General features: G+C 51.0%; 20 protein-coding genes. 12 read left to right on the top strand and 8 right to left on the bottom strand.

The window, feature by feature from the left end:
* The first annotated feature begins 241 nt into the window (after positions 1–241).
* From QU597_RS24105 to QU597_RS24090, 4 genes are all read left to right on the top strand, one after another.
* Positions 242–1273, top strand: coding sequence for an ABC transporter substrate-binding protein (locus tag QU597_RS24105; protein ID WP_310830160.1), 1032 nt, complete (start codon positions 242–244; stop codon positions 1271–1273).
* 8 nt (positions 1274–1281) lie between these two features.
* Positions 1282–3339, top strand: coding sequence for an iron ABC transporter permease (locus QU597_RS24100; protein WP_310830159.1), 2058 nt, complete (start codon positions 1282–1284; stop codon positions 3337–3339).
* A 257-nt stretch (positions 3340–3596) separates the two neighbouring features.
* The gene (locus QU597_RS24095) at positions 3597–4535 is read left to right on the top strand and encodes a ring-cleaving dioxygenase (RefSeq protein ID WP_310830158.1); all 939 of its coding nucleotides are present in this window, start codon (positions 3597–3599) and stop codon (positions 4533–4535) included.
* A gap of 27 nt (positions 4536–4562) precedes the next feature.
* Complete coding sequence (locus QU597_RS24090) at positions 4563–5156, top strand: flavin reductase family protein (RefSeq protein ID WP_310830157.1); 594 nt, start codon at positions 4563–4565, stop codon at positions 5154–5156.
* A gap of 22 nt (positions 5157–5178) precedes the next feature.
* Here the strand turns inward: QU597_RS24090 and QU597_RS24085 are convergent, their stop codons facing one another.
* The 5 genes from QU597_RS24085 to QU597_RS24065 form a co-directional block, all read right to left on the bottom strand.
* The gene (locus QU597_RS24085) at positions 5179–6573 is read right to left on the bottom strand and encodes an ATP-binding protein (protein ID WP_369698832.1); all 1395 of its coding nucleotides are present in this window, start codon (positions 6571–6573) and stop codon (positions 5179–5181) included.
* Positions 6567–7262: a response regulator transcription factor gene (locus tag QU597_RS24080; protein ID WP_310830156.1), complete on the bottom strand. Its 696-nt coding sequence runs from the start codon at positions 7260–7262 to the stop codon at positions 6567–6569. The genes QU597_RS24085 and QU597_RS24080 overlap by 7 nt, the downstream gene beginning before the upstream one ends.
* Positions 7263–7276: 14 nt before the next feature.
* Positions 7277–8746, bottom strand: a complete 1470-nt coding sequence (locus tag QU597_RS24075; protein ID WP_310830155.1) for a hypothetical protein — start codon at positions 8744–8746, stop codon at positions 7277–7279.
* Positions 8747–8967: 221 nt separating this feature from the next.
* Positions 8968–9873: an ATP-grasp domain-containing protein gene (locus QU597_RS24070; protein WP_310830154.1), complete on the bottom strand. Its 906-nt coding sequence runs from the start codon at positions 9871–9873 to the stop codon at positions 8968–8970.
* A 46-nt stretch (positions 9874–9919) separates the two neighbouring features.
* Entirely contained in the window at positions 9920–10960 is a 1041-nt protein-coding gene (locus QU597_RS24065; protein WP_310830153.1) for a LacI family DNA-binding transcriptional regulator, read from the bottom strand.
* Between the two features lie 479 nt (positions 10961–11439).
* On the opposite strand from QU597_RS24065, the gene QU597_RS24060 reads away from it, so the two are divergent.
* The 6 genes from QU597_RS24060 to QU597_RS24035 all read left to right on the top strand — a co-directional run bounded on the left by QU597_RS24060 (position 11440) and on the right by QU597_RS24035 (position 21653).
* Entirely contained in the window at positions 11440–12333 is an 894-nt protein-coding gene (locus QU597_RS24060) for an ABC transporter permease (protein WP_310833398.1), read from the top strand.
* Between the two features lie 17 nt (positions 12334–12350).
* Positions 12351–13232, top strand: coding sequence for a carbohydrate ABC transporter permease (locus QU597_RS24055; protein WP_310830152.1), 882 nt, complete (start codon positions 12351–12353; stop codon positions 13230–13232).
* Between the two features lie 59 nt (positions 13233–13291).
* Positions 13292–14908, top strand: coding sequence for an ABC transporter substrate-binding protein (locus tag QU597_RS24050; protein ID WP_310830151.1), 1617 nt, complete (start codon positions 13292–13294; stop codon positions 14906–14908).
* Between the two features lie 461 nt (positions 14909–15369).
* Complete coding sequence (locus tag QU597_RS24045) at positions 15370–16854, top strand: glycoside hydrolase family 32 protein (protein WP_310830150.1); 1485 nt, start codon at positions 15370–15372, stop codon at positions 16852–16854.
* An 18-nt stretch (positions 16855–16872) separates the two neighbouring features.
* Complete coding sequence (locus QU597_RS24040) at positions 16873–17763, top strand: ROK family protein (protein WP_310830149.1); 891 nt, start codon at positions 16873–16875, stop codon at positions 17761–17763.
* Between the two features lie 92 nt (positions 17764–17855).
* Positions 17856–21653: a GH32 C-terminal domain-containing protein gene (locus QU597_RS24035; protein ID WP_310830148.1), complete on the top strand. Its 3798-nt coding sequence runs from the start codon at positions 17856–17858 to the stop codon at positions 21651–21653.
* Positions 21654–21764: 111 nt separating this feature from the next.
* On the opposite strand, the gene QU597_RS24030 is transcribed toward QU597_RS24035, so the two are convergent.
* Together QU597_RS24030 and QU597_RS24025 are read right to left on the bottom strand one after the other, a co-directional pair.
* A complete protein-coding gene (locus tag QU597_RS24030; RefSeq protein WP_310830147.1) occupies positions 21765–22133 on the bottom strand; it encodes a hypothetical protein in 369 nt (122 codons plus the stop codon).
* Positions 22134–22201: 68 nt separating this feature from the next.
* Positions 22202–22675, bottom strand: a complete 474-nt coding sequence (locus tag QU597_RS24025) for a DUF2798 domain-containing protein (RefSeq protein WP_054942963.1) — start codon at positions 22673–22675, stop codon at positions 22202–22204.
* A 136-nt stretch (positions 22676–22811) separates the two neighbouring features.
* On the opposite strand from QU597_RS24025, the gene QU597_RS24020 reads away from it, so the two are divergent.
* Together QU597_RS24020 and kimA are read left to right on the top strand one after the other, a co-directional pair.
* Positions 22812–23228, top strand: a complete 417-nt coding sequence (locus QU597_RS24020; RefSeq protein WP_310830146.1) for a MarR family winged helix-turn-helix transcriptional regulator — start codon at positions 22812–22814, stop codon at positions 23226–23228.
* Positions 23229–23341: 113 nt separating this feature from the next.
* Positions 23342–25171, top strand: a complete 1830-nt coding sequence (gene kimA, locus QU597_RS24015) for a potassium transporter KimA (protein WP_310830145.1) — start codon at positions 23342–23344, stop codon at positions 25169–25171.
* Between the two features lie 73 nt (positions 25172–25244).
* Here the strand turns inward: kimA and sdaAA are convergent, their stop codons facing one another.
* A complete protein-coding gene (sdaAA, locus tag QU597_RS24010) occupies positions 25245–26120 on the bottom strand; it encodes an L-serine ammonia-lyase, iron-sulfur-dependent, subunit alpha (RefSeq protein WP_310830144.1) in 876 nt (291 codons plus the stop codon).
* Positions 26121–26122 lie beyond the last annotated feature (2 nt).

Here is a 26122-nt window from a genome sequence, read left to right as displayed (position 1 = left end):
CCGTTTTTTGTTTGTGTAATGGTTTCTCAATACTTATAAAATAGCGCTGATGCGTAAACGAAGCCGGCATACCAGAGTGTTGGAATGGAGTGTTTTTTCTTATGATTTAAATTTTAACTTTGACTTTCCGGAAAATCACATATAAGATAACTAGTATGAGTATAAATGATAATCATTATCATTCTAATGATAATCGCTATCACCAGAAACTTTTATCTGAATACCAGGGGGATATTACAAGATGCACAAAAGGTTATTGAGTTTGGTTATGGTTATTGCTGTCGTACTGGTTGTGGCAGGCTGCGGTTCAAACAATACGAATAATAGTCCGGCAGCAACTGACGCTGGAGCGGCCGTCAACAATGCAGCTGGTGCAAACAGTGGCAATGAAGCCGCTGCAGGCCCGGTTGTACTGAAAGATGCTAAAGGTGAGATCACACTGGACAAGCCTGCACAAAAGGTCGTGGTGCTGGAGTGGACATTTACTGAAGATATTATCGCTTTGGGCATGCAGCCGGTAGGGAATGCCGATAATGAAGGCTATAAAGTGTGGGTAACCGGAGAAGCTCCGCTGGATGAGAAAGTAACAGATGTCGGTACGCGCGGTGAGCCGAATCTGGAGACGATTGCTGCATTGCAGCCGGATCTGATTATCGCCAATACCGATAGTCACGAAGCGATTTATGAGCAATTGAAGGGTATTGCGCCAACACTGATTTTCGGCTTGTATCCGCCAGAAGGGCAAGGCGATCAATACGCGATGATGGAAGATACCTTCAAAACCATTGCAGCCGCTGTCGGAAAAACCGCAGAAGGCGATAAGGTATTGGCCGATTTGGAGGCACATTATGCGGAGGCAAAAGAGAAGCTGGCCGCAGCAGGTAAGGAAGGCCTGAATTACGTGTTGACCCAAGCGTTCAGCTATCAGAATGCAGCGACGATGCGTCTTTTCACCGACAACTCTCTTGCGGTACAGACACTGGACCGGATTGGCCTGAAGAACGACTGGAAACCTGAAACCTTTGAGGCTTATGGATTCAGCACATCGACGGTTGAAGCCCTGCCATCTGTACAGGATACGAATCTGATTTATATCGTCCAAAAGGATGATGACATTTTTGCGAACGAGCTCAAGGATAATTCGGTGTGGAAGGGTCTTAATTTCGTCAAGGAGAAACGTACCTTCGCACTGGACAGCGCTACCTGGGTGTTCGGCGGTCCGGTTTCCTCTAAAGTTATTGTGGATGAAGTTGTAAAAACTTTAACGAAATGAGCATCGTGATGAACGGGAACAACAGCAAGGAATCGTCTAGCAGGTTGACCTGGCAGCTGATTGGGATATTCGGGGGCGGCATTGCCGCCCTTTTCGTTCTGTTCGTGCTGAGCCTCGGCTTCGGGGAGGCGAAGATCCCGGCAGGGACTGTATTGAATGGACTGCTTCACCGCCAGGATGTGATGGAGCATAATCTGCTCTGGGATATCCGGATGCCGCGCACGGTGATTGGCATTCTGGCCGGGGCGGCTTTGGCAGCAGCCGGCGCTTTACTGCAGACCATAACGAAGAACCCGCTGGCATCCTCAGACACTCTGGGAATAAATGCCGGGGCTTACTTTACGGTTGTTCTTGGCGTGGTATTTTTCCCGGCGCTGCAGCAGCAGTTTCCATTCCTGCTGGCGGTTGCAGGGGGACTGCTGGCTGCCCTGGCTGCTTATCTGCTCAGCGGCGGAAAGTCGGCTACGCCTGTTCGGCTGGCACTGTCGGGCATGATCGTGTCGCTGGTGCTTGGAGCGTTCACGTCGGCTATACATATATTCAAGCAGACAGAGACGCAAAATTTATTTCTGTGGGGAGCAGGTTCCCTGATTCAGCTGGATTGGGACGGCGTCCGGTATGCCTGGCCTTATGTTCTTGTACTTCTAGGGGCAGCGATGTTCGCGGGCAGGCAGTTCGATGCGCTGGAGCTGGATGAGTCTACTGCCCGTTCCCTGGGACAGCGAGTGGGATTAACCCGGGCGCTGGGTCTGGCGATCTCGGTCCTGATGGCCGCAGTCGTAGTCAGTGTCGTCGGACCGATCGGCTTCGTCGGCCTGGTTGCCCCGCATCTTGTCCGGCTTAGCGGGATCCGTAAACATAGCCTGTTACTACCCGCGAGCGCCCTGTGGGGAGCGCTGCTCATTACGGCAGCGGATACCCTTGCCCGTGTAGTAAGGAGCAGTGTAGGGGAAATGCCAGTCGGTGCCGTTATGGCCCTTATCGGGGCACCTTGGCTTATTTGGCTGGTGCTCACCAAAATGAAAAATATTTCGGGGTCCAGCCCCGGGCAGTCATCTATGAGTGTCGGAGGCGCTGCGCTGCGTATGCGTTTTGTTCCGACTGTAATCCTGATGACGGTACTGCTTCTCGCAATCATCCTCGTGAGTTTATCGCTCGGAGGAACCAGAATACCGCTCGGTGAGCTGCTGGGCAGTCTTGTCGGCAAGGGAGAACAATCCTATTCCGTTCTGCTGAACTTACGGCTGCCGCGAACGCTCGTAGCGGCTTGCGGCGGGATCGCGCTTGCCGTCAGCGGCGTCCTGATTCAAAGCGCTGTCCGAAATCCGCTGGCCGACGCCTCCATTATCGGCGTAACCTCAGGCGCAGGCTTTGCCGCGATGCTCGTGATGGTCGCCTGGCCTGCAATGACGATTGCAATGCTTCCGTTTGCCGCGATTGCGGGCGGAGCTGTCGCAGCCGCCGTTGTATTTTCGCTGGCCTGGCGCCGAAGCCTGAATCCGTCTGTTCTTATCCTGCTCGGCATTGCCGTCTCGGCTGTCGGCTCTGCAGGCATCCAGATTATGATCGTCAAAGCAAGTCTGTATGGCGCCAGCTCCTATATCTGGCTGACGGGCTCTACCTATGGAAGGGGCTGGGATCAGTTCTACAGCCTGTTTATATTGCTGCTTCTCCTTTTGCCGCTTGCGTACTATCTGGGGCGGAAGTTCGATCTGCTGGCGTTTGGCGACGAGAGTTCAGTAGGCTTTGGCCTGCCGGTCCGGGGAACGCGGCTCTATGCGATGATTCTGGGTGTTCTGCTTGCAGCCGGAGCCGTTGCCAGTGTAGGAACGATTGGTTTTCTCGGGCTTATGGCGCCGCATGCAGTGCGGATGATGATCGGGCATCACACAAGACGTTCGATTATTTTGTCCGGACTGCTTGGGGGACTGCTGCTTGTGATTGCCGATACGATCGGAAGAACCGTTATGGCGCCGGTCGAAATTCCATCCGGACTGATTATTATGCTGATCGGAGCGCCGTATTTCCTGTTCCTGATGTACCGTTCGCTCATCCGAAAGGGATAAAGAATTTAACTTAAGCTCATACTAATAGTCCTGATGGTCAAGAAATCCTTGATCCGTCAGGGCTTTTTTATTCATCTGAATTTATATCAGAATAATCCTTGACTTTGTGTCGGGAATTGAGTACATTGATATTAGTTAATATCTTAATTTAAAGATAATTATAAACCTAATATCTTAATGTTAATAATCTTTAAAGCGTAGTATTGTTTAACATCTTTTTCTTAAACCAAACTAATAACATAAAGGAGTCGATTCTAATGACTAAGCAAACCATGGGGATTCATCATATCACGGCGATTGTCGGGCATCCTCAGGAAAATATGGATTTTTACGCGGGGGTACTTGGACTGCGTCTGGTCAAACAGACGGTTAATTTCGATGATCCGGGTACGTATCACTTTTATTTCGGTAATGACGGCGGGAAGCCGGGCACGATTATTACATTCTTCCCTTGGCCGGATGCTTATCAGGGAAAGATCGGCGGAGGTCAAGTCGGTGTAACGACTTACAGCATTCCGGTAGGGGCCATGGCTTTTTGGAAAGAAAGACTTACGAAGTTTAAGGTCGCTTTTACGGAAATGGAACGCTTTGGGGAACAGGTGCTTGAATTTGACGACCCGCACGGGCTGCATTTAGAATTGGTGGAACGGGAGGCCGGAGACCTCAACTCCTGGAATTTCGGGGGAGTCACACCGGAGGTGGCGATCAAGGGCTTCGGTGGTGCCACACTTTTGTCCACTCATCCGGATGCAACAGCTGAGCTGTTAGAGAAGGTACTGGGACTGACGTTCATCGGCAAAGAGGATGATATCGCACGTTATCAATCTGCTGCCGATCTCGGGAACGTGATTGATCTCAAACTGACTGCGGTAGAGCGTGGAGAAATGGGTGTAGGAACGGTGCATCATATCGCCTGGAGAGCCAAAGACGACCAGGATCAGCTGGAATGGCAGAGCTATGTGCACGATAATGGATATGGAGTAACCCCGGTGCAGGACCGGAATTATTTTAACGCGATTTACTTTAGAGAGCACGGAGAGATATTGTTCGAAATCGCCACCGATCCTCCGGGCTTCGCTCATGATGAATCGCCGGAAACGATGGGCTCCCACTTGATGCTGCCTGCACAATATGAGCCGCACAGAGACAAGATTGAACAGATCCTGCTGCCGTTTCAAGTAAGAGAGCTGGACTAAACCGCTAATAAGAAAGGGATGATCGACGTGATTGCAATTGATCCGTTAACGAATACGGAGAGAGACAACTATAAACTGCTGGTGGGAACTATTATCCCGAGACCGGTTGCTTTTGTAACGACTGTGTCGGAGGAGGGGGTTCTGAACGGTGCGCCCTTCAGCTATTTCAATATTGTCTCTTCGAATCCGCCGATGATTTCATTATCTATCCAGCACTCAGCAGGCAAACCGAAGGATACGGCGAGAAACATACTGGACACCCGGGAATTTGTTGTACACATCGTGGACCGGCAAAATGTGGAGCAGGTCAATATGACCGCCGCTCCCCTTGCCCCCGATCAAAGTGAGATTTCATTAGCCGGTTTAACACCGGTGGACAGCTCTGTGATTGCCGTACCGGGGGTCAGGGAAGCCAAAGTCCGGATGGAGTGCAGACTGGAACAGGCGGTGGAATTCCCCGGATTTGAGCTGATCATCGGCAAGGTCGTACAATTTCACATTGACGAGGCCATCTACGACCAGGGCAGAATCGACCCGGTTCAATTAGCGGCAGTAAGCCGTTTAGCGGGTAATAACTATGCTGCCATTGGTGAGATTTTTACGATTGAACGGCCTGTTTAAATGCTGTCCCTAGAGCTGTCTGCTAAACCTGATAACGCGGCAGCTCTACAATGACAGAGGTTCCTTTGGTGAATTCACTCTCGATGCGCAGACTGCCGCCATGCAGTCCGATGATTTCCTTGCAGATAGCCAGACCCAGACCGCTTCCCGACTGGCGTGATTTCCCTTTGAAGAATTTGGTGCCCAGCTTCTCCAGATCAGCGGCCTCAATACCCTCACCGGTATCCGTTACCGTGATAACAATCAGCGCATCCTGGCTGACCGCTGTAATACGTACTGCTCCCTCTGCCGGTGTGAACTTAAAGGCATTGTCCAGCAGATTGACAAAAACCTGCTTCAGCCGGTTGAAGTCGCCGTCGACCGGCAAGGGCTGGTCGGGAATATCCGCGTAGAGCCGGATTTGCTTCGTCTGCCCGCGGTATCTGAACTGCAGCAGCAGATCCTCAAGCAGTCCTCTAAGATCATACGGCTGAAGCTCTACAGTAATCTCACCGGCCTGGAATTTGGAGAAGTCGAGCAGATCCTCCACCAGGCCGATTAGCCGGTCCGTTTCTCCAGTCATTACCTCGAGACCCTGCAGGGTCTCTTTTTTATCGGACAAGTCACCCATAAGCAGTGTCTCGCCCCATCCTTTGATGGAGGTTAGGGGAGTACGAAGCTCATGCGTAACAGAAGAGATGAAGTCATATTTGATTTTTTCGCTCTTGAGGATTTCCTCAGACATGTAATTGAGTGTGACTGCAAGTGTGCCGATTTCATCGTCATGCTGCTTCGCCGCCTTGGCTGCAAAGTTCCCGGTAGCCATTTCTTTGGCTACTGAGGTTAGCTGCTGAATCGGACCTACGATACGCTTGGCGATAAGCAGGCTGAGCACGAAGCCGAACAGGATGACAAGCAGCCCAACCCATACCGCATTCAGCACGATTTTGAGGATCACGTGGTATAGAGGCTCTGCAGAAATTGAGTAGCGAAGCACACCGATATTCATTCCGGATTCCTTTAAGGGGATGGACACAGCCATTATCCGTTCACCGTTCACCGGTGTGAGGCTCTGGTAGCTTCCCTTGCCGCCGGCCAGAGCAGATTTGACGTCAGGAGTATCGATCAGCTCTGAGCTGGAGAAGCCGAAAGAGTTGATTATGACATTCCCGGCAGTGTTAAGCACCTCAACCTTGCTGCTCTCTTCAGGGGAGAGATTCTCCAGAATATACCGGGCCCGCTCATTAATTGAATAGCCTTCCAGATACTTATTGAAAAAGGTAGCCGAGGTCGTGGCCCGTGAGGATAGCGTCTCCATCGCACTGCCCAGATAAAAGTAGTGGACAGCCACAATAAACACCCCTTCCAGCAGCAGTACGATCAGGAGCAGGACAATAGTAATATAGAGTATAAGCCGGGACCTGATACCTTTCAGCAATGTTGTACCCTCCATAGATAGCCGAATCCCCACACCGTCTCCAGATATTGCGGCCCGGAGGCGTCTTGGCCGATCTTTTGCCGGATCCGGCTGATATTTACATCAACGATCTTAAGCTCCCCCATGAAATACTGCCCCCAGACCGAGGTCAGAATATCATCCCGGTTCATCGCCTTGTTAGGCTGCTCCATGAGCAGCCTAACAATGGAGAATTCCGTAGGCGTCAAAGGAATCTCGGCCGTATTCTTCAGTAATTTCCGTTCATCAAGCATAAGGGTAAAGGGAGGCAGCTGGATGCTGTTCTCCAGAAGCATCTCTTCCCCCGGATACATCCGCCGGTATAACGACCGGACCCGGGCCAGTAATTCAACCGGGCTGAAGGGCTTGATTACATAATCATCAGCGCCGGAATCCAGCCCCATCACTTTGTCGATTTCCTGGCTCTTGGCGGTCAGCATAATGATTCCGAGCCGGGGGAATTCCCGGCGCAGGTGTGCGCACACCTCAAATCCGCTAATCCCGGGAAGCATCAGATCCAGAATAGCGATGTCAAAATCCCGCTGTTCCCGGGCGGCAGCCAATGCGGCTTCGCCAGTGGCTGCTTCGGCAACCTCAAAGCCTGCACGCTTCAGATTCACCTGAAGAAAATCACGTATAGGCTTTTCATCTTCCAATACCAGCACCTTCATGGAGACCCTCCTTGTTATTGCAAAGGCTGCTGCGGTGTGCCGGCCAGCTCCTGGACTTTCGTAAGTGATAATTTAAGCTGGTTATACTCCTGAAGGGAGGCACCGCTCAGCTTACCGGCAGCATCCGCCGGCGGCAGCACTGCAACGAGCACCGTTGGTGCCGTAGTATCCTCTGTATTCTGAAGCTCATAGAGCAGCTGATAGGGCCTGTTCTGTGCCTTCAGTACGGCTTCTGCGGCCTGCCAGTCCTGCTTGGTAAGCAGGCGCAGTTCAAGCAGCGACGCTTCTTCTCCGGATGCGGCATCATGGTAGATAAAGCTGATACTCTCCCACGGGTCAGGAGAATCCCCGGCAATCTCAAGCGTGTATTTGCCTCTCCAGTTCTGTGGGATATGGAAGTTGAAGCCCCATCTGTCGAACTTCTCTTCCGTGAACTTCAGTCCTGATTGTCCGTCCCACTGATAATATTTGGTGATAAACGGGGTGGCCAGCGGAGCCATGCTCTCTGTTCCGGCAGGCGGAACAAGGAATCCGACCTCAACAATACCGTCACCGTTCGCGTCCGAGCTGTACAACGGGTAATCCTTGACCGCCATATTGTTCTCTACCAGTTTACCGCCCGGGCCGGGAGTTACGGGTGCCAGCGTAATATCCTTGCTGTCCGCAAGCTCTGCATGATGATAATCATCTGCTGCCAGTATATCAATAAATTTACCATTTTCCCAAGTCAGGAGCAGGGTATAGGAAGAATGTGCACCAATAGCCATATCTACGAACAATGCGCTGGCGGCTGGCGCTGCCTTAGCGTATACAGCCTGAATCACAGCCCCGTCAAGCGTCTGATCGGCAAGGCTCTGCTGCTTGCCGCCGTGGAGCCGGTATAATTGCAGCCGGGCAACCGGCTGCATGTCTGTGGTAAAGGTTGTCTGGAACAGAGCGATATCTGTCTTTCTCTCCCCTGTCAGATCGCCGACCGCCAAATAGTCATAAGCCTGCTTAAGCACTTCGGTCAGCACGCCGCTATTCAGACTGTAGACAGACAGCTCGTTGCTGAGTCCCTGGCCGCCGCTGAAACCCAGCAGCATATCCGTCTGCCCGTCTGCAGTAACATCTGCAAACTGTACATAATCCAGCTGGCTGCCCACTCCGGTAATTGTGGTCAGCTTGTTCCAGTCCCCGCCGGTTTGCCTAAGGATAAGCGTATTGATCTCGTAGTCGGTTTTGTCTGTTTTATAAAAGGCCAGAATCTCATTCTGACCGTCTTTGTCGAGATCCTGGAGCTGGATGGCGCTGCCCGATTCGGAATGGACGGGGACTGTCAGGTGGGCATTAGCGGGGAGAAAAGATTTCACGACACTGGTAATGGTCCCATCGGCGCTGCCCTGTGAGGGGGCCCGGAGCAAATCACTGGGAGCCTTAGGGGCACCGCAGCCTGAGGCTATTAAGGTTAAGAAGAGAAAGGCGCTTAAAGCGGATTTATTCATAAGTTATAATCTCCTTTGGTTCATCTGTGGCTAGTATATCCCAACCTGCCGGCAAAGTAGTTGCAAAATGGTAAAGGCGAAGCAATGCCTCGGCTGATAGAAAAAGAGGATAGCTGGTTAATTGGAGATTGAAAGGGTAGGGTTGGCGGACTATATAAACGCGGAAACCGCCTGTGGCTAAGCCAAGGCGGTCATGAGTATTACTATTATATAGGGCGGGATCAGCCGCTAGTAGCATCCATTAACTTCTCATAAAACGCGCTGACATCCATTTGCACAGGCAGACCGGAAACTCCGCCGTCCCCCAGTTCAACAATGATCCAGCGGCCCTCAGATGTTTTGGCGATGTCCATGGTGAAGAAGCGGCTTGTAATCGTCCGGGCGATGTCCCTGAAGGGGGTCAACTCCGGCTGCTCCTCGTCATATGCCGCATCATCCCAGTAATTCAGGAAAGCTATGATCTGCTGATCCAGGAAAAATATCCGGTACTCCTTGGAAAGCGGCATCCCGCTTTTATCGTGTGTCTGCAGGTACTCCAAAGGTACGAATTCACGGAGAACAATGCCTTCGCTCAGCCCGTCTCCCTGTCTCTCCACGAAGTTGGACACTACCCGCCGTACGTTTTCGTGGTCTGAAGCATCAGGAATATAGCATGCATCAGTCCATTCATGTTTTCTGGACTTCACATAGTCCTTAACAATTAAAGGAGATTGGCCGAAGATGGCAATTTGTGCGAACAGCTCCGTCCAGCCTTCCGGCCCGCCCGGACTTGTGCGCCAAACCGTACGCGGGGTCATGGAGGCGATTAACGAATAGGAATAGGGCAGGTAATGGCAGTGAGCATAAGCAGAAGGATCATTGATAAGTTCAATATTCTTCGATAGGAGTGCATAGTAGAGCTTCTCATAATGCTCCGGCTTCATCATCCAGCCCCGGTAGACGGCAGATTCCCTGTAAAGTGCCGGCGCAATCTGCCGGATTGACCGGACAGCCTCGCCTTCAAGCAGGTCCTCCAGCGACAGCAGCTCCGTCTTGAAGCCGGCAGCCTGCGCCCCGTGCCATTCTGCTTCGTAATCCATATCCACCCGTTTGGCATCCAGCGGGTCCCGGCAGAAAATAACTCTCATCACAATCCCCCTCATCTCGAAAGCAGGTTATCATCCATTCCAGCTCTTACTTAATATCCGGTGTGGATGCCCTGTAGACCGGTTTCGTATAGATATGAGAGACCTGATAAGGCTGTTCTGGAGTATTGATCCGGGACAGCAGCATTTCGGCAGCTTTGACACCCATTTCATTGCTGTAGATATGGACGGTGGTCAGGTGCGGTTCAATAATTCTCGATTCCGGACCATTATCAAATCCGCAGACGACAATATCACCGGGAATGGCATGATTCAGATTTTTCAGTGATTTCATAAAGTTAACAGCAATATAATCATTCGCGCATACAAAAGCAGACGGGAGCTCCGCGATGCCGTTCAATTTCTCATCCGCCCACCCGGGGCTGGAGAAAAAAAGATTATCCTCATCCAGAACACACTGAGTGCGGTCCAGCCGGATTCCGGCCTCGGTCAGCGCGCGGTTAAACCCTACCCAGCGCTCATTAAAGCTCCGGCAATGATTATAATCCCCGATGAACCCCAAGGTCGTGTAACCGCCATCAATCAACTTTTTGGTAAGCTGGTACGTACTGTGCTCGTTCTCCATTAACAAGACATCCGCAGGGAAATCCGGATAACAGACATGTGCAGAGCAGTCGATGAAAATAGTCGGAATTTCAAGACTTGTAATCAGATTGCTGTAAGCCAAATTAAACAGCTCGATACAGATGATCCCGTCCACATTTGCGACATCAAAATTATTCGGAAGAGACAGCGATTTCTGGTCAATCTCCCGGATGATATGAATCGATAGATTATACCCCTCAGCACTGATCCGCTTCTCCAGGCCGCTGATCAACGTCGATCCAAAGTGGGAGGTGTTCGGCAGATTTTCCGTTAATAGCGCAATATTCCGGGAGCTCTTTGGCAGGACATTGTCCGGTTCCATCAATGAAAATTGTTTATACTTTAACTCAATCGCCTTCTTGATCACTTTGTTTCGGGTTTCTTCAGGCAGGCCTTCGGTTCCGTTCAAAGCTTTGGAGGCCGTGTTTCTGGAGATCCCCAGCGCATCGGCGATGTCCTGTATCGTTACTTTTCCCCGTGCCATATATGTAAGTTCACCTCTACATGATTGTTTCTCTTCGTTTTACTCCCTTAAATGTATAATAGTTTTCTCAAAATAGCAATCTCAATTTTACAAATGCACAATTCAGTTTACATTATTCATTGTGGATGTTTGCTAATACTTTCCTGGATACTACTTAAATTGAGTGTATTAGGTTGAGATAATGGCTTTTCTATGCCATAAACTAGCCTTTTATGAGTTTTGACAATATTATCAAGACATTTATAAGTAAAATAATAGTCAATTGAACAAATTTATTTTTACAAAATGTATTGACTGGTGAAGTGGTCTTTGTTAAATTGTAAAAGAACCAGAGGGCATATGCGCCAAAATGTAAGCCTTTTTAGTGGCGGCCCTGAAGCAGTGAACTATAAACCATGTAAAGAATGGAGGTAAAGGCATTGCATAACTCAATAGAATTAAATCACAGAAAACTGGCGGCGGGACGGAAGAGTTCCCTGATGGAATATTTCAAGAAGCATTACTTCCTGTATCTAATGCTGTCACCGGCGCTGATCCTGACCCTGATTTTTAAATACGGTCCTATGTACGGTGCGATTATCGCCTTTAAGGATTTCAGTCCGATCAGAGGCATCCTGGGCAGTGAATGGGTGGGACTGTACAACTTCGAGAAATTCCTGTCATCACCGAACTTTGAGGTTATTTTTATGAATACGCTTAAATTGAGTTTTTTCGGTCTGATTCTGAGCTTCCCTGTTCCCATTCTGCTTGCTCTGATGCTCAATCAGGTCCGCCGGGCCGGAGTGAAAAAGAATATCCAGCTGTTCCTGTATGCCCCTAACTTCATATCCGTCGTTGTCGTGGTGGGTATGCTGTTCATTTTCTTATCCCCGACAGGACCGATAAACCAGCTGTTTAGCTGGATAACAGGCGAACCGGTAATGTTTATGTCGCGGCCGGAGTACTTCCGCTGGATTTATATTCTGTCTGATATATGGACGGGTGCGGGCTGGGCTTCCATCATCTATGTGGCGGCGCTGGCCAATGTGGACCCTGAGTTACATAATGCAGCCAATCTGGATGGCGCGAACCTTCTGCAAAGAATCCGTCATATCGATCTTCCGACCATCCGGCCGATTATGGCCATTGTCTTTATCCTTGCCGCGGGCGGCATCATGTCAATCGGATTTGAAAAGGCTTATCTGATGCAGACGGCCACGAACCTGCCGACCTCGGAGATCATCCCGACCTATGTTTATAAAATCGGCCTGCAGTCGGGTGACTATGCTTACTCAGCTGCAGTGGGGCTGTTTAACTCGATCATCAACGTCATCCTGCTCCTCACGGTGAACTTCACAGTGAAGAAGCTGAATGAGGGCGAAGGTCTTTACTAAGAAAGGAGCAACAAGTCATGTTTGTAAAACATTCGCGGCTGGACCGTTTTATGCTCGCACTGAACGCCGCCTTTTTAACACTGGCCGTGCTGATTGTGATTCTTCCGCTCATATATGTGGTGATAGCCTCCTTCATGGACCCGTCCGTTCTGCTCAGCCAAGGAATTTCGTTCAGGATTTCCGACTGGTCTACTGAAGGCTACAAGATGATCCTCACCAATCCGGCGATGCTGCGGGGATTTGCAAACGCTGTTTTTTATGCCTCTGCCTTTGCTGTTCTGACCGTGATGGTCTCTGTCTGTGCCGGGTATGCCCTGTCAGATGACCGCTTGAAGGGGAAAGGCTTTTTCATGACCCTGTTCCTGTTCACGATGTTCTTTGGCGGCGGGCTTGTCCCGACGTACCTGCTGGTTAAGAATCTGGGTCTGCTGGATACCGTATGGGCTGTAATTATCCCGGGGGCCGTCAATGTATGGAATATTATTTTGTCCAGAACCTTCTTCAAAGGGGTGCCGAACGAGCTGAAGGAGGCGTCCAATGTGGACGGGGCCTCGGAGATGAGGATTTTTTTCAGCATCGTATTGCCGCTCTCTAAACCGATCATTTTTGTGCTTGCGCTGTATGCCTTTGTCGGCCAGTGGAATTCGTACTTTGATGCCATGATCTATCTCGATAATCCGAACCTTCACCCGCTGCAGCTCGTTCTGCGCTCCATCCTGATCCAGAATCAGGTAGACCCCGGCATGATCAGTGATCAGCTGGCTGCAGCGGAAATGAAACGTTTGTCTGAAATCATCAAATATGCCGCGATCGTTGTCTCCAGCCTGCCGCTGATCATTATGTATCCGTTTTTCCAGAAGTACTTTGAGAAAGGTGTCATGGTCGGCTCCATTAAATAGGAAGCGGACTGCACATAGATAAGGTTCTTTCATTCATTTTACTTTGGAGGTCATATCCGATGAAAAGATCAAAAAGATCAAAGGTATTGTCAAAAGCAGCTTCTGCCTCTGTCCTTGCTTCCTTCATGTTCCTTGCCGCATGCGGCGGCGGGGGCGGGGGAGGTAACGCTGCCAGTGAAAAACAGGATCCAAACGGGAAAGTGACCTTGAACTTCATTACCCAAAGCTCCCCGCTGGCCCCGTCCGACCCGAATGACAAGCTGATCAATAAACGCCTTGAAGAAAAAACAAATGTGCATATCAACTGGAAAAACTTCACCAGAGATGTGTTTGTGGAAAAAAGAAATCTGGCGGTTGCTAGCGGCGATCTTCCTGATGCGATTTTTAATGCCGACTACAGTGACTATGAGCTGCTGAAGCTTGCCAAGGACGGCACCATCATTCCGCTGAATGATCTGATTGAGCAGAATATGCCTAACTTTAAAAAAGTGCTGGAAGAAGCTCCGGAATACAAAAGTATGATTACGGCGCCTGACGGCAACATCTACGCATTTCCTTGGATCGAAGAGCTGGGGGATGGCAAAGAAAGAATCCAGGCGGTGGACAGTATGCCTTGGATCAACGTGGAATGGCTGAAGAAGCTGGGCCTTAAGATGCCGACAACGACGGAAGAATTGAAGCAGGTGCTGATTGCTTTTAAGACAAAGGATCCGAACGGTAACGGTCAGGCTGATGAAATTCCTCTGTCCTTCATTAATAAGCCGGGTGCGGAGGATCTGGCCTTCCTGTTTGGTTCTTTCGGACTCGGTGAGAATCCTGACCATGCGGTCGTAAGCAATGACGGCAAGGTGATCTTTACGGCTGCGCAGGAAGATTATAAAAATGCGGTGTCGTTTATCCACGAGCTGTATACAGAAGGACTCATTGATATCGAAGCGTATACCCAGGACTGGAGTACTTACCTGGCCAAGGGCAAGGATCAGAAGTACGGCCTCTATTTCTCCTGGGATAAAGCGAACATCTCCGGAGCTAACGATGCTTATGAAGTTATGCCGCCGCTGGCTGGGCCGGATGGTGAGATTAACGTAACCCGTACGAACGGTCTGGGTCTTGGACGCGGCAAAATGGTCGTGACCAGCGCGAATAAAAACCTGGAAACCACGGCGAAGTGGGTGGATCAGCTGTATGACCCAATCCAGTCCGTACAGAACAACTGGGGAACCTACGGGGACGACACTCAGCAGAACATCTTCGAATTTGATGAAGCAAAGGGTATGCTGAAGCACTTGCCGCTGGAAGGCACGGCCCCTGTTGAGCTGCGCGAGAAAACAAGCATCGGCGGACCGCTGGCGATTCTGGATTCCTACTATAATAAATATACAACCATGCCGGATGATGCCAAGGGAAGAATGGATATCATCAAAAACATCATGGCTCCAAAAATGAAGGCAGAGAACGTTATGCCGAGCGTATTCCATTCCATTGACGAGCTGGACCGCCTGACGACCATTGAAACCGACTTGTTCGCCTATGTGCTCAGAATGCGTACCGAGTGGTACCAGAACGGCAAAATCGATGCAGAGTGGAATGACTATCTGAAAGAGCTGGACCGCCTGGGCCTGCAGGAATGGCTGAAGATCAAGCAGGGCGGCTACGACAGAGCAACGCAAAAATAATATAAATATAAAAATATTTTAGATTGAACTGGAGTCTTGAGGAAAGGGAGCGAAGCAGCGGAAGGGGATTTTGGAATTGAAGCCTGACATCGGAAGGATAGGCCCAATAGATTGAACTTGGAAATATAATTATAGGGGAAAAGTGGCGGAGGGGGATTTTGGAACTGGAGGAGCGTAGCGTCCGCCTGAAAGCTTTCCGCAGGAAAGCTAGCATCGGAAGCATAAGCAGTCTGCGGATTTCCACCGCGAAGAGCGGTAAAAATCAAGAAATCTGCAGACAACAGCGGCCGGAAGACCAAACATTCTCTGCAGCCACGGCCAATCCCCAAATAAAAAATCACAAGTACAGTCTAAGTCCAATCCTGTTAGTAGCCGGAAGTCCAAACATTCCCCGCAGCTGCGAATGACCTTTGCTCTAAACTTCCCGGTTCAATCTATCCAGGAGAAAAGGAGAAATCATAATGTCAGCGATAACCAAACAAAACTACCGGGGTGCCTATCATTTTTCACCTCAGCAAAATTGGATGAACGATCCGAACGGGCTGGTCTATTTTGAAGGTGAATACCATCTGTTCTTCCAGCATCACCCGGATGGAATGACTATGGGGGAGATGCATTGGGGCCATGCGGTGAGCAGGGATCTGGTAGCTTGGGAGGAGCTGTCGGTTGCGCTGGTACCGGATGAGCTGGGCATGATCTTCTCGGGCAGTGCCGTTGTTGACTGGAAGAATACAACGGGATTTTTTGAGGATAAGCCGGGGCTGGTTGCCATCTTCACGCACCACCTGAATATGCCGGAAGGAAAACCTCCGGTACAGTACCAAAGTATTGCGTACAGCAAGGATAACGGCAGAACGTGGATTAAATACGCCGGGAATCCGGTGCTGACCCATGATAGCTTCATTGATTTCCGTGATCCCAAGGTGTTCTGGGATAAAGAACGGAGCCGCTGGGTGATGATCGTAGCCTGCGGCCAGACAGTATGCCTGTATCATTCGCCTGATCTGATTCACTGGACCTTTGCCAGCGAATTTGGCGTAGGTATCGGTTCACATGACGGGGTCTGGGAGTGTCCGGACCTGTTCCCGCTCGCTGTAGATGGAGATAAGGATAACACCAAATGGGTGATGCTCGTGAGTATCGGCGCAGATCCGGCCTTTGAGGAAGGCTCGAGAACACAGTATTTCACAGGTGACTTCGACGGAGCGGTATTCACTCCTGACGAAGCATCCCGGAGCATCCGCTGGGTAGATTACGGCAGGGATAATTATGCCGGCGTGAGCTGGTCCGATCTTCCCGAGGAAGACGGAAGACGCCTGTTCATCGGCTGGATGAGCAACTGGATGTATGCTCAGCAGACACCGACGGAAGGGTTCCGCGGAGCGATGACCATTCCCCGGGAGCTTACGCTGGAAACGAGAAACGGGGAAGTGACACTCATTCAGAAGCCTGCTAAAGAGCTGGAAGCAGCGCGTATCCCGGTCTTGTCCCTTACAAATGTTTCTGTACAAGAGATTAATAAGGCTTGTGCCAGCCTACAGCTGGATGCTTACGTTATTGAGGCGAAGCTCGCACCTGGTACATCAGCCGGCTTCCGGGTAAAAGCAGGTGCCGGGCAGCAGACCGTCGCAGGGATAAACGCGCAAACGGAAGAGCTGTATATAGACCGCACCGCTTCCGGGAAGATTGACTTCCATGAGCTGTTCCCGGGGCTCCATTCCGCAAAGCTTGCGGCATCGAATGTTGCCTATGAGCTGTGTATTTATGTGGATCGTTCTTCGGTTGAGGTGTTCGCGGGCGGGGGGCAGGCAGTCATTACGGATCTGATTTTCCCTGAGCCTGAATCCGCCGGTCTTACTGCTTTTGCAGAACATGAAGAGGATGTGTTCCTTTCGCTGGATATCTATAAGCTGGCCTCATCTGCTGCAGACGGCAGCAACCAGTAACCGGAAGGAGGAACTTACATGCGTATAGGAGCGATTGAGGCAGGCGGAACGAAATTTGTCTGCGGGATTGGTGATGAAAGCGGGCGGATTGAGGATCAGATTAGCTTCCCGACCGGACATCCGGATCAGACGATGCCCAAAGTGATTGATTATTTTCAAGGTAAAGGGGTCGAAGCCATCGGCATTGGATCATTTGGTCCGATCGACATCGCTCATGGCAGTCCGGCCTACGGCTACGTTACGACAACGCCTAAGCCGGGATGGGCTAATTATGATCTGCTCGGGACTCTAAAGCAAGTCTTCCCTGTTCCGTTCGGCTGGGATACGGATGTTAACGCAGCTGTATATGGTGAGGTCAAGTGGGGGGCTGCTCAGGGCATGTCCAATTGCCTGTACATTACCGTAGGCACGGGTATTGGTGTCGGTGTATATGCAGAAGGCCGTTTAGTCCATGGGCTTGTACATCCTGAGGGCGGGCATGTGCTGACGAGGCGCCATCCGGAAGATGATTTTGTCGGTATCTGTCCTTATCACGGGGACTGTCTCGAAGGCATGGCAGCGGGTCCTGCGATTGAAGCCAGATGGGGAAAAAAGGGTCATGAGCTTCCGGCGGATCACAAGGCATGGGAGATGGAGGCCTTCTATATTGCAGGGGCTCTAACTGATGCTATCTTACTTCTCTCTCCGCACAAAATAATATTAGGCGGCGGTGTGATGCAGCAGCCGCAGCTGTTTCCCCTGATCCGGGAGGCCGTACGCCGGAACCTGAACGGGTATGTTAGTTCAAGTGCGATTCTGGATCACATGGAGGAGTACATTGTTGCACCGGGTCTCGGCCAGCAGGCGGGATTATGCGGCGCTCTGGCCTTGGGCCTTGCAGCAATGAACAATCAAGCTTCAATTATATAAACAACAAGCAAGGCCGGCAGTTATGCATAAGTAACAAGCCGGCCTTGCTCTTTAAAACGGGACTTATCATTTACAGGAAAAGAGGGGAAAGGATGAACCGGAAAGCAAAATTCACATTAAACCTCCTGCTCACTGCGGGAATCTTGGTGACTTCGATGATTACAGTTAATCGTGAGACAGACTGGGCCCTGGCTGCAGATGAGACGTTCGCCAAAGAGACAAAGGAGGGAATATCTATTTCTGAAACCGCTACCAAACTAAACGGCAACCTGACGGAATGGCATGTGGCCGGAAAAGGCAGGATGGAGAACACAGCGGAAGGGCTTCTGCTGAAATCGGACCCGCAGGAAAATGTGCTGGCGTTATCGCAGACCACTGCAGATGATTTTATCTATGAAGCTGACGTAATGATTAAAGAGGGAGAGCCCGATGCTACGCTGCTATTCCGTTCCGGTGAGGATGGACAGCAGGCCTACATGCTGCAAATCATACCTCAGGCCGGCATGATCCGTTTACGGGACGCGGGCGGCGGGGAAGGCAGACTAAAGGAGGAACGGCAGGTTCCTTTGGTCCAGGGTGAAATCTATCATCTTAAGGTGAAGGCAGAGGGCTCCTCACTAAAGGTATATTGGGGGAATCAATATAAGCCTGTGATTGATACGGAGGACAAGGCGTATCTCTCCGGACGGCTCGGGCTCCACGTCTGGAATGGGGCTGCGTTGTTCCAGAACATCACCGTAAGCGATCTGCAGGGGAACCTGGCGACAGTGCTGGCAAGTACAGGTCAGTGGCAGCCTGATCTCAGCGGTAAAAAAGGGACCTCTGTCAATCAGAGCAAGGCGCTGCTGATCTATAACAAGCCGGCTGCTGATCTGGTGTACGAGGGGCAGATTTCATTTCCTGACGATGGGACTGCAGGCCTCGCCTTCCGGTCCTCTGCTGACGGATTAAGCGGATATGAAGCTTCTCTTGTGAAGGAGGGAGATCAGCTTCGCGTCCGCTTAACCCAGGCAAACGGCACGGTCATCGCAAGCTCGTCAAGTACTTATCCGAGTCGGGCGGGGGCAAAGCATGCAGTAGAGGTACAGGCGAAGGGGAAAAGAATTCAGATTTTTGTGGATGGATATACTCCGGCGGCCATTGATGTCACGGATAGTTCGTACGCAAACGGGAACGCAGGGCTTGTAGTAAACAGCGGGACTGCTTATTTTCAGAACACCTATGTTACAGATGCTGCCAGCTATAATCATGAAAAGTACCGGCCGCAGTATCATTACACACCGATGCGCGGTTCTGTGAGTGATCCGAACGGGCTGGTCTATTTTGCCGGAGAATATCATCTCTTTCATCAGGATGGCGGAACATGGGCTCATGCAGTCAGCAAAGATATGCTGAATTGGAAGCGCCTTCCTATCGCCCTTCCCTGGAATGATTACGGGCATGTCTGGTCCGGATCTGCTGTAGCGGATTTGAATAATACCTCAGGTCTGTTCGCGGATTCGGGCGGCCAGGGGCTCCTCGCCTACTATACTTCTTTTAATCCGGATGCCTTTAACGGGAACCAGCGGATTGGTCTGGCTTACAGCAAGGATCAGGGGCGTACGTGGGAATATGCCAAGGATTGTCCTATTGTGATTGAGAACCCCGGTAAGAACGGAGAGGAGCCTGGAGGCTGGGATTTCCGTGATCCTAAGGTAGTGCGTGATGAGGCGAATAACCGCTGGGTCATGGTTGTGTCGGGCGGCGATCATATCCGTTTCTTCACCTCAACGAATTTGCTCGACTGGACGTTGACCGACAATTGGGGTTATGGCAATTATGTCCGCGGCGGGGTGTGGGAATGCCCTGACCTGTTCCCGCTTACGGTTCAGGGGACTACAGAGAAGAAATGGGTACTCATGATCAGTACAGGAGCGAATCCGGCAACGGGCGGTTCGGATGCGGAATATTTCGTGGGGAGTCTGACGGCAGAAGGGGAGTTCGTGAATGATAATCCGGCTGGAACCGTGCTGAGAACCGATTTTGGCAAAGAGTTCTATGCCTCCATGTCCTTCTCTGACATGCAGGATGGACGTAGAGTGATGCTGGCCTGGATGTCGAACTGGGACTATCCGTTCGCCTTTCCGACATTGGGCTGGAAGGGGGAATTGACAATCCCGAGGGAAGTAACCCTGGTGAAGACGAGTGACGGTATCCGGCTTGCCCAGAGTCCGGTCAAGGAGCTGGAATCGCTGCGCAGCGCCTTATATTCGGTATCTAACAAGGATGTCAGCCCTTCTGCGCAAAATCTGCTGAAAGGCATAACTTCCGGTGCCTACGAAATCGAAGCCGAGGTGGAGATTCCCGCCGGCAGCAGTGTATCGGAATTCGGATTTAACTTGCGTGAGGGTGCCGCCCAGAAGACGGTTGTGGGCTACAAGCCGGGCATGAACACGGTGTTTGTGGACCGTTCCCTTTCCGGAGTAACCGATTTCTCCAGCCTGTTCAGTACCCGGCATGAAACGCAGGCGTTAACGGAGAACGGCCGGATCAAGCTGCGCATTCTGGTGGATGAAGCTTCAGTTGAGGTGTTTGTGAATGGCGGGAGGTCCGTGTTCTCAGATGTTATTTTCCCGGATCCGGGCAGCCGGGGGATGAGTTTCTATACCAAGGGAGGCAATGTGAAAGTTGTAGCCTTGAAAGTCAATAAACTTGGATCGGTATGGAATCCTGAGGCGAACCTCTCCACCCGGATTGTAATGGATACCAGTGACCGTGAACTGGGTGTAGGGCAAAGTGAAACACTGCAGGCGGCCCTGGAAAATGGACCCGGCAGCGGTACAGAGCCGCTGAAATGGAAGTCCAGCAATCCGGAAACTGTTAATATAAAGGCGGCAGGCAATTCCCAGGCGGTGATTGAGGCGCTAAAAGCAGGGGCGGCCGTCATTTCGGTATCCACCCCAAATGGAAAGGTATCTGCAAGTGTTCATGTGCAAGTCTCCGGCGGGGAGTTCCGCACCAACCTCAGCGGCTGGACGAAAGATCTGTCCATGGCTTCCTGGCTGGCCGGTGAGGACGGTATCCGCGGGAGTTACTCCAGCGACGCTAATTATGTTGCCGGGGAGCAGGCGGGAGATTTCAATTATGAAGCCGAGATGAAGCTCGGCACGGCCGGAGGAGCGGGCTCCCTCTTGTTCCGGGCAAGCCCGGACGGGCGCAGCGGTTATTATCTCAATCTGGACCCGAATATGGAGTCGGTCCGTCTGTTCTATAAAATGGACGGGCGGTTTGAAGAACGGCAGGTGCTGGCGAAGGTTCCAGCCTTTATTCTTCCGGACCGTACGTATCGTTTAAAGATACAAGCGGACGGACCGCATATTACAGTGTACCTGGGAGGGGAGCGGATCATGGATGTGCAGGACGGAACCTTTGCGGCAGGCCATTTTGGACTGCATGTATTCGGAGGGGCTGCTTCTTTTCAGAACGTAAATGTAAGCGGAGCGGTACCGGCGACCCTGATGACCTCAAGCGTGGTAAACGAAGAATTCCGGAAATCCCTGTATACGGCTAACCAGGTAAATGGTGAACCCGTCACGGTCAGCGATACCCATGAAGCGACAGATCAAAAGTGGACGTTCGTGCCGACGGGCGATGAAGCAGGCTCTTACTCCATCCGCACGGCTTCCGGCCAGGCTCTTGATCTGAACACGGAGCGGAACGTAATCCAGCTCTATTCCTACTTAGGTTACAACAACCAGCGCTGGATCATCCAAAAGAATATGGACGGCTCAGCGGCCATCCTCTCTGTTCATAATCATCTGGCGCTGGCTGTCTCTGAGGATGGACTGAGCCTGACCCTGGCTGCCGTTCAACCCGGTGCTGAAGCTCAGAAATGGTATCTGAATTTCTAAATCCTCTCCGAAGTTTTGAATAGGAATTCTTTATAGAAGGATTTACGGCAAACAGTCCCGGTGCAGATCTAATGCACACGGGACTGTTTGTTTTTGTGGGGGATATAGAGCTTAAATCTGCCGCCCATCCTCTCCCTTAAGCTCCTTACGCAGCAGCAGGGATTCGGCGTAGGTAACCATGGCCTGGAGAAAAATTAGTAAAATCTGATTCAGCAGGCTCAACTCGGAAGCAATAATAATCACGAGCGCGATGAGCCCCGTAAGCAGTGACAGCAGGATCAGGCCGATGGACGGTCTGCGGTTAACACTTGGCCTGAACAGATTCAACAGCGTGATGAACACACCTTGGGCCAGAAAACAGTTCACGAGCAAAGTGAATTTGTCCCACATCAGCGAATCCAAGGATGAGCCGAATATATTAATGAGTACAAGAGCTGCGACTAGAACGAAGAGCGAGATACCATCTTTTTTGGTAAGCACGGCACAACATCCTCTCCTTGCAGATTGATATCCATTATTACCCAGGGATCTGCAGGATCAAGTAATGCTTATGCGCTTTGCACCGCAGTGTTCACCGGAAAAATTCTGGTGAACAGGAAGCGGGTCAGGGGTCCAACCACCAGCAGCTGCAGCGGCAGGGCACAGATGAAATTAAGTCCGAGGATAGACAGATAGTGACGGAGGAAGTTGTCTCCGAATCCGTAGTGTGCTAGTGTGCCATATAGGGACATGCAGATAACCATACCGCAAACCATGAAGACGGAAATGGTCAGCACTTTTTTGATCATCGGATCGGAAGGCTTAACCAGCTTGAAGGCCAGCCCTTTGGCAATTTTGCTGATGACAACAATGTCCAGGAATAAGGCAACAATCAGTGCCGGAAGCAAGCCGACGGCAACTTCAAGGAATACTTTATTGGTTGCACCATTGAATAGAATTACGTTATAAAAGCTCATGCCGACGACCATTAAAAAGCACATCATACTGGTGAAAATCAGTGCTTCTTTTTTATTTTTACCCATTGTTCAAACTCCCTTAAAGTTAAGTTATTAAGCTTCACTCATAGTATCAGGAGGATGGAGTATTGTCAACCTAGTTGACAATACTGAAAGCGATCATTCAAACTTAATTTTGCATCTATTACAGGAGGACCTATACATGAAGGATTATATCCGCGATTTAAATCTGATCGATCTGGTTAGTGAGAAACATAAGGTATTGCGGGAACAAGTAACCAGACTAAGCGGTGATCCGCTGAATCACACTGAAACGCATATCCTGGCGAAGCTGGAGCTGCACGGCAGGCTGTCCATCTCAGAAATCAGCCGGCAGATCAGTATTTCCCGCCAGGGAGCACAAAAATCAATCAATGTGCTGCTGGACGAGGGTTATGTGAAGACCGTTCAGGTGGAGGGGAACAGCCGTGATAAATATATCGTACTGACGTCAAAAGGAATCGAAATGTGCCGGAGGATGCTGGAGATCAAGCAGGGGATTGAGCAGGAAATAGCTGCGCGGATCGGCTCGGAGCAGGTGCAGCTGCTGAAACAGCTGCTTGCCGAGGACTGGCTTTAAGTTGCCCCAAATTAAATCTGTTGCGCAATCGGTTGGTGAAATGTATATTATGGATTGAATTTAATCAATACTTTTCTGGGTAATATAACTTTAAAAAAAGTCGGGTGAGGCAGATGATGATTTCGGTAAAAAGATTCCTGATTGGACGGCCGCTGAAATCAGATCAATTGGGCGACCAGAAACTAAACAAAACAAAAGCGCTAGCCATTCTATCATCAGATGCATTATCCTCTGTTGCTTATGGTCCTGAGCAGATTCTGCTGGTTCTGATTACGCTCAGCACGGCAGCGTTCTGGTATTCGATTCCTATAGCCATTGGAGTTCTTGTACTGCTGACGGCCCTGATTTTATCTTACCGGCAAATTATTTTTGCTTACCCTCATGGCGGGGGAGCTTACGTTGTATCCAAAGAGAACCTGGGCAAATATCCCGGTCTGGTGGCCGGCGGCTCACTGCTCGTGGACTATATACTAACGGTTGCCGTAAGTGTATCTGCCGGTACGGATGCGATTACTTCAGCTTTTCCCAGCCTGCATTCGTACAATGTAATTATCGCTGTCATATTTGTTCTGCTGATAACGACCCTGAATTTACGGGGGGTTACGGAGTCTGCATCATTCCTGGCCTATCCGGTGTATCTGTTTGTGCTTGCAATCTTTGTAATGCTCGGAATGGGCCTGTTCCGGATTGTGTCCGGAGACGTACCGGCAGATCTTCATACCCCTATAGGCACACCGGTAGCAGGGATCAGCCTGTTTCTGCTGCTAAAAGCGTTCTCGTCGGGCAGCTCGGCCTTGACCGGGGTCGAGGCAATTTCCAATGCCATTCCCAATTTCAAGGCACCGGCGCCGAACAATGCGGCCAAAACGCTCGCTGCTATGGGTGTACTGCTGGCTTTGTTATTTTCAGGAATTGTGCTCTTAGCATATTACTATGGCATAACGCCGAATGAAAAAGTTACCGTCGTTTCTGAGATTGCTGAACAGGTCTTTGGGCGGAACTTCATGTATTTCTTTGTCCAAGGGACCACGGCTCTGATTCTGATCTTGGCGGCGAATACGGGGTATTCCGCATTTCCGCTGCTGGCGGTCAATCTGGCCAAGGATAAATTTATCCCGAGAATGTTCACGGTCCGCGGTGACCGGCTCGGGTATTCGAACGGTATACTCAGCCTCGGAATCCTCTCGATTATTCTGATCATCGCCTTCAAGGGGCGTACTGAGCATCTGATTCCGCTGTATGCGGTAGGGGTATTCATCCCCTTTACGCTGTCCCAAACCGGCATGATGATTAAATGGATCCGCCAGAAGCCGGAAGGCTGGGTCAGCAAGCTGATTATCAACACGACTGGCGCATTAATCAGCTTCATCGTCACCATCATGTTCTTCCTGACCAAATTCCCGCAGGTGTGGCCGGTGCTGGTTTTCCTGCCGCTGATTATCCTGCTCTTTTACCGGATCCGCAAGCATTACGAGGCGGTGGCTGACCAGCTGCGGATTTCAACCTGTGAAGAAGATCCTCTAGCGATTGAAGGCAATATTATCATCCTGCCTGTTGCCGGGATTACCCATGTGGTGGAGAACTCACTGCGCTACGCGCAATCATTGTCCGCCGATCAGATTATTGCTGTCCATGTCCCGTTTGAACGGGATGATGAGAATATATTTGAAGAGAAGTGGAAGAAGTTCCACCCCGAGATCAGGCTGGTGACGCTGTATTCGCCTTACCGCAGCATCATCCATCCGCTGACCAAGTTTATCGATACGGTTCAGCGCAAGGCAAGTGAGTCCAATTATCAGGTGACTGTAATCGTACCGCAGTTCATACCCAAGAAGGGCTGGCATAACATTCTCCATAACCAGTCCAGCCTGCTGATCCGCGCCCATCTGCTGTACCGCAGAAATGTAATTATTACTACCGTTCCCTATCATTTGAAAAAATAAACGCTGTTAAATCAAAAGACCGCAGGCATCCGGATTACCGGTGGCTTGCGGTCTTTGTTATGCTGCTTCGTCTTTAGCGCTGCAGCAAATCACGCGTGATCTGGCGGCCGGTCGGAGTCTGTGCCAGCCCACCGCCTGCCGTCTCGCGCAGCGATTCGGGCATGGCCGATCCCACCTCAAGCATAACCTGAACAACCTCATCGGAAGGGATAATGCTGCGGACTCCGGCGAGCGCCATGTCAGCCGCTCCGAGGGCGGTAATCGACCCGAATCCGTTGCGGACGATGCAAGGAATCTCGACCAGCCCGGCAACGGGATCACAGATGAGGCCCAGCGTGTTCTTCAGGGCCAGGCCAACGGCGTGGATGGCCTGGGCCGGAGTGCCGCCGCGGATATCCACCAGCGCTCCTGCCGCCATGCCGATGGCTGAGCCGACTTCCGCCTGGCATCCGCCCTCCGCACCGGAGATGAAGGAGTTGTTGGCAATAACGTACCCGATGGCTCCAGAGGCGAACAGCCCGTGCACCATTTGCTCGTCGCTCCAGCCAAACCGCTCCTGGCTGCTGATCAGCACGCCGGGGATGATTCCGCAGGACCCGGCGGTTGGCGTTGCGATGATCCGGCCCATTGATGCATTTACTTCCGATACAGCCAGCGCATAGGTCATGGCCAGGCTGGCGTGTTCTCCCAAAAGAGATGGGGATTCTTCCTGGTAAGTCATCATCCGGCGTGCATCGCCGCCAGTCAGACCGCTTTTGGACGTTGTATCTGTCCGGATTCCCTGTTTCACAGCGTCTTTCATAATCTGATAATAGTCAGCCATCTTCTGAAACACGGTATCCCTGTCTTCACCCGACTCCTTGCACTGTTCGTCCAGCATCAGCAGGCCCAGTGTGCTGGAGCGGGCTTCCGCCAATTCGGCAAGCTCTTTCAATGTTCGGAAATTCATGA

The organism is Paenibacillus pedocola (assembly GCF_031599675.1).
Taxonomy (GTDB): Bacteria; Bacillota; Bacilli; order Paenibacillales; family Paenibacillaceae; genus Paenibacillus_AQ; species Paenibacillus_AQ pedocola.
The sequence above is the reverse complement of the archived record's forward strand: the minus strand, read 5'-3'. Positions and strand labels throughout refer to the sequence as shown.

Bases quoted from the DNA above. Each gene is read 5' to 3' on its own strand.
- QU597_RS24105 (WP_310830160.1), top strand. From the start codon at position 242: ATGCACAAAAGGTTATTGAGTTTGGTTATGGTTATTGCTGTCGTACTG.
- QU597_RS24100 (WP_310830159.1), top strand. From the start codon at position 1,282: ATGAACGGGAACAACAGCAAGGAATCGTCTAGCAGGTTGACCTGGCAG.
- QU597_RS24095 (WP_310830158.1), top strand. From the start codon at position 3,597: ATGACTAAGCAAACCATGGGGATTCATCATATCACGGCGATTGTCGGG.
- QU597_RS24080 (WP_310830156.1), bottom strand. From the start codon at position 7,262: ATGAAGGTGCTGGTATTGGAAGATGAAAAGCCTATACGTGATTTTCTT.
- QU597_RS24075 (WP_310830155.1), bottom strand. From the start codon at position 8,746: ATGAATAAATCCGCTTTAAGCGCCTTTCTCTTCTTAACCTTAATAGCC.
- QU597_RS24070 (WP_310830154.1), bottom strand. From the start codon at position 9,873: ATGAGAGTTATTTTCTGCCGGGACCCGCTGGATGCCAAACGGGTGGAT.
- QU597_RS24065 (WP_310830153.1), bottom strand. From the start codon at position 10,960: ATGGCACGGGGAAAAGTAACGATACAGGACATCGCCGATGCGCTGGGG.
- QU597_RS24060 (WP_310833398.1), top strand. From the start codon at position 11,440: ATGGAATATTTCAAGAAGCATTACTTCCTGTATCTAATGCTGTCACCG.
- QU597_RS24055 (WP_310830152.1), top strand. From the start codon at position 12,351: ATGTTTGTAAAACATTCGCGGCTGGACCGTTTTATGCTCGCACTGAAC.
- QU597_RS24050 (WP_310830151.1), top strand. From the start codon at position 13,292: ATGAAAAGATCAAAAAGATCAAAGGTATTGTCAAAAGCAGCTTCTGCC.
- QU597_RS24045 (WP_310830150.1), top strand. From the start codon at position 15,370: ATGTCAGCGATAACCAAACAAAACTACCGGGGTGCCTATCATTTTTCA.
- QU597_RS24040 (WP_310830149.1), top strand. From the start codon at position 16,873: ATGCGTATAGGAGCGATTGAGGCAGGCGGAACGAAATTTGTCTGCGGG.
- QU597_RS24035 (WP_310830148.1), top strand. From the start codon at position 17,856: ATGAACCGGAAAGCAAAATTCACATTAAACCTCCTGCTCACTGCGGGA.
- QU597_RS24025 (WP_054942963.1), bottom strand. From the start codon at position 22,675: ATGGGTAAAAATAAAAAAGAAGCACTGATTTTCACCAGTATGATGTGC.
- QU597_RS24020 (WP_310830146.1), top strand. From the start codon at position 22,812: ATGAAGGATTATATCCGCGATTTAAATCTGATCGATCTGGTTAGTGAG.
- kimA (WP_310830145.1), top strand. From the start codon at position 23,342: ATGATGATTTCGGTAAAAAGATTCCTGATTGGACGGCCGCTGAAATCA.
- sdaAA (WP_310830144.1), bottom strand. From the start codon at position 26,120: ATGAATTTCCGAACATTGAAAGAGCTTGCCGAATTGGCGGAAGCCCGC.